Genomic DNA, 2,547 nt, shown 5'->3' on the forward strand with positions numbered 1-2,547 from the left:
TAAAAACATGCTATAATAAGGATCGATGAAGCTTTCTATGTACTAAAAGAGACAAACCCTTTTTCTGCAGGTTGCGGTAGATTTTGCGATCATCCTTGTGAAACAGCCTGCAATAGAGCCAAATTCGATGAACCTGTGGATATAAAAGCATTGGAAAGGTTTGTGTCTGATTGGGGTTATAGTAAGAATTTAAAGCCTATCAAAAAATCCCACGATAAGAACAAGTTAATTTCTATTATTGGAGCTGGTCCCGCAGGACTATCATCTGCATATTTCCTTGCTACATATGGATTTAAGGTTGTTGTATATGAAAGACACAGCACACCTGGGGGGCTACTTGTGGAAGGGATCCCTGCCTATAGATACCCTAAAGAGGTGTTTGAAAAAGAGCTGAGATATATTAAAGATACTGGGGTTGAAATCCTTTTAAATCAAAATGTAGATAAGGATAAATTCATTAATATAGTTGAAGAGTCTGATGCTGTAATAGTTGCAACCGGCGCACAATCTCCAGGGGAAATAGGGATAGAAGGGGAGTTTTTGGAAAATATTTATAATGGGATAGAATTTTTAAGGGAGATTAACTTTGGCAACCATGAAGTGTTAAATATAAATAAGTATGACAGAATAGGAGTCATTGGCGGTGGTTATACAGCTTTTGATGTGGCAAGGGTTTCAGTAAGACTAGGTGCTAACCCTTTTATAATCTACAGAAGAACCCTAAATGAGATGACAGCACACCCAGGTGAATTTGAAGAAGCCATGAGGGAAGGGGTTAACTTCCATTTTTTAAGACAGCCGATAAAGATCGAAAAGGTTTCAAATGGACTCAAGTTGATCTGTCAAGTGATGAAGCTGGGACCAGTGGATGAAAGCGGAAGATCAAAGCCTGTACCTGTTAAAGACAAGAGAGAGATTGCAACTACAAAGATATTAACACAAAATATTTCCAGAAGACAGCCAGATTGGTGGTGGAAACAATTTCATTTGAAGATAGAAAAGGTAACTTTAATGAGATTCTGCTCCCCTTAGATGAAGAAGTTGCTGTTTTAATAGCAAAAAGATGTTTCTTTTTCGGTATATGCATACAGTGCGACTGGTGCTATTTTTACAGTAACAATAGCTTAATTAAAGTTCATGAAAAATGGTCACCTAAAAAGATAAACATTTCTATATGTTCATTAAAGATAATATCTCCCACCATTCCTTCAAAAGTGTTGAGGCATGTCCCAGATCGGCATTATCAGTTGTAAATGATGAAAGCAGATATGAAAAGTATATATCAAATCAATTTATTAACATGGATAGTATAAAAAAGTACTTGGAGTGACGGATGGAAGAGCTTTTATACAAAAACGATATAGATATTGAGACATTTTCTGGTGGTAAAAAAGGGATACCCCAAGGAGCCTGCGGTCTTCTTGCTGCCGTTGGAGAATTTAGCCTTGATGCTCTGCTCAAAAGTGCAATGTGCCTACAGTATAGGGGGAGAATAGGGGCAGGAGTTACCCTTAAAGGGATCTACAAAGACAACAGCTTCTATGTTTTTCATATCATGTATCGCAGTCAGCATAAAGTAAGTGAGTTAGAACATGTAATCAACAGCTGGGGGGTCCATATCCTCGAATCTCAAGATCTAGTGGCAAAAAGATACTACTATGAATACGACCTACCCATAATAAAAAGATATTTTGTTACTCCACCAACCTTAGAAGAGATGATGTACAGAGAAAAGATCAAAGATGATTATGTGTACATAATGAAACATGTGGCTAAGTTTAACAAAGATTTCATGGATGATGCAAGGATTTTCTCCAGTTCAAAAGAGAACGGTACTTTTCTAACCGCTTTTGAGCTAACAGACACAATAAAGATATACGATCTACCAAAATATGAGCAAGAGTATTACGAGGCCTGTCTCATACACCTTAGATGGCCCACCAGCAGAGGTAGAGGGCTTTGGTGGGGGCCACAGCCAATATCCTTAGGTGAAATAGCAGGGATTCACAACGGCCACCTCTCCAGTGATAAATCGAATGCTATAGCTCTCGAGCAATTGGGTATAAATCTACACGTAGGAACAGATTCGGAAGCTATATTTTTACAAACAGACTACCTTCTAAGAAATGGATACAGTTTAGAAGAGATAGAGTGGGTATTAAGCCGAAAATACCCCCAAGAGTTAAAATCTATGCCTGAGGATAAAAGGGTACGATACAATGAAATAGTAAACGATCCCATTTTAAAACGGATGAAGATGTCTGGACCTGCTACCGCAATAGTTCTTGTGGAGGATGTAATTTTAGGTTTCACCGATCGGGATCACCTAAGATCATTCAGCATAGGCTATAACGATAAAGTAGCAATACTAGGTAGTGAACAAAGGGCAATACTTTCTGCAGCATATTTCATGAAAGAGGAGCTCGAAAATGTATACGATCCAGATGCCGGAAAAGTTGTTGCATTTGAGATCGAAGGTAAAAATATAAAAAAACTTAGCTATGGGTGGAAACGTTAGGAAGCTTGACAATAAGATAGAGTTAAGGG

The 2,547-nt window shown here is 38.1% G+C and carries 3 protein-coding genes and 1 pseudogene; all 4 read left to right on the forward strand.

Features of this window, described 5'->3' with window-relative positions; all coding sequences use genetic code 11:
- Positions 1-21: 21 nt before the first annotated feature.
- A pseudogene (locus ACP5Q2_RS09790) lies at positions 22-126 on the forward strand (hypothetical protein); the annotation flags it as partial.
- Between the two features lie 9 nt (positions 127-135).
- Positions 136-1,032 carry an FAD-dependent oxidoreductase gene (locus tag ACP5Q2_RS09795; RefSeq protein ID WP_428099591.1) on the forward strand — a complete coding sequence of 299 codons (897 nt, stop codon included), beginning with the start codon at positions 136-138 and terminating at the stop codon, positions 1,030-1,032.
- 142 nt (positions 1,033-1,174) lie between these two features.
- Positions 1,175-1,330, forward strand: a complete 156-nt coding sequence (locus tag ACP5Q2_RS09800) for a hypothetical protein (RefSeq protein ID WP_428099594.1) — start codon at positions 1,175-1,177, stop codon at positions 1,328-1,330.
- A gap of 3 nt (positions 1,331-1,333) precedes the next feature.
- The gene (locus ACP5Q2_RS09805; RefSeq protein WP_428099597.1) at positions 1,334-2,518 is read left to right on the forward strand and encodes a hypothetical protein; all 1,185 of its coding nucleotides are present in this window, start codon (positions 1,334-1,336) and stop codon (positions 2,516-2,518) included.
- Positions 2,519-2,547 lie beyond the last annotated feature (29 nt).

This window comes from Calditerrivibrio sp., from assembly GCF_049968475.1.
In the GTDB taxonomy this organism is placed as follows: domain Bacteria; phylum Chrysiogenota; class Deferribacteres; order Deferribacterales; family Calditerrivibrionaceae; genus Calditerrivibrio; species Calditerrivibrio nitroreducens_A.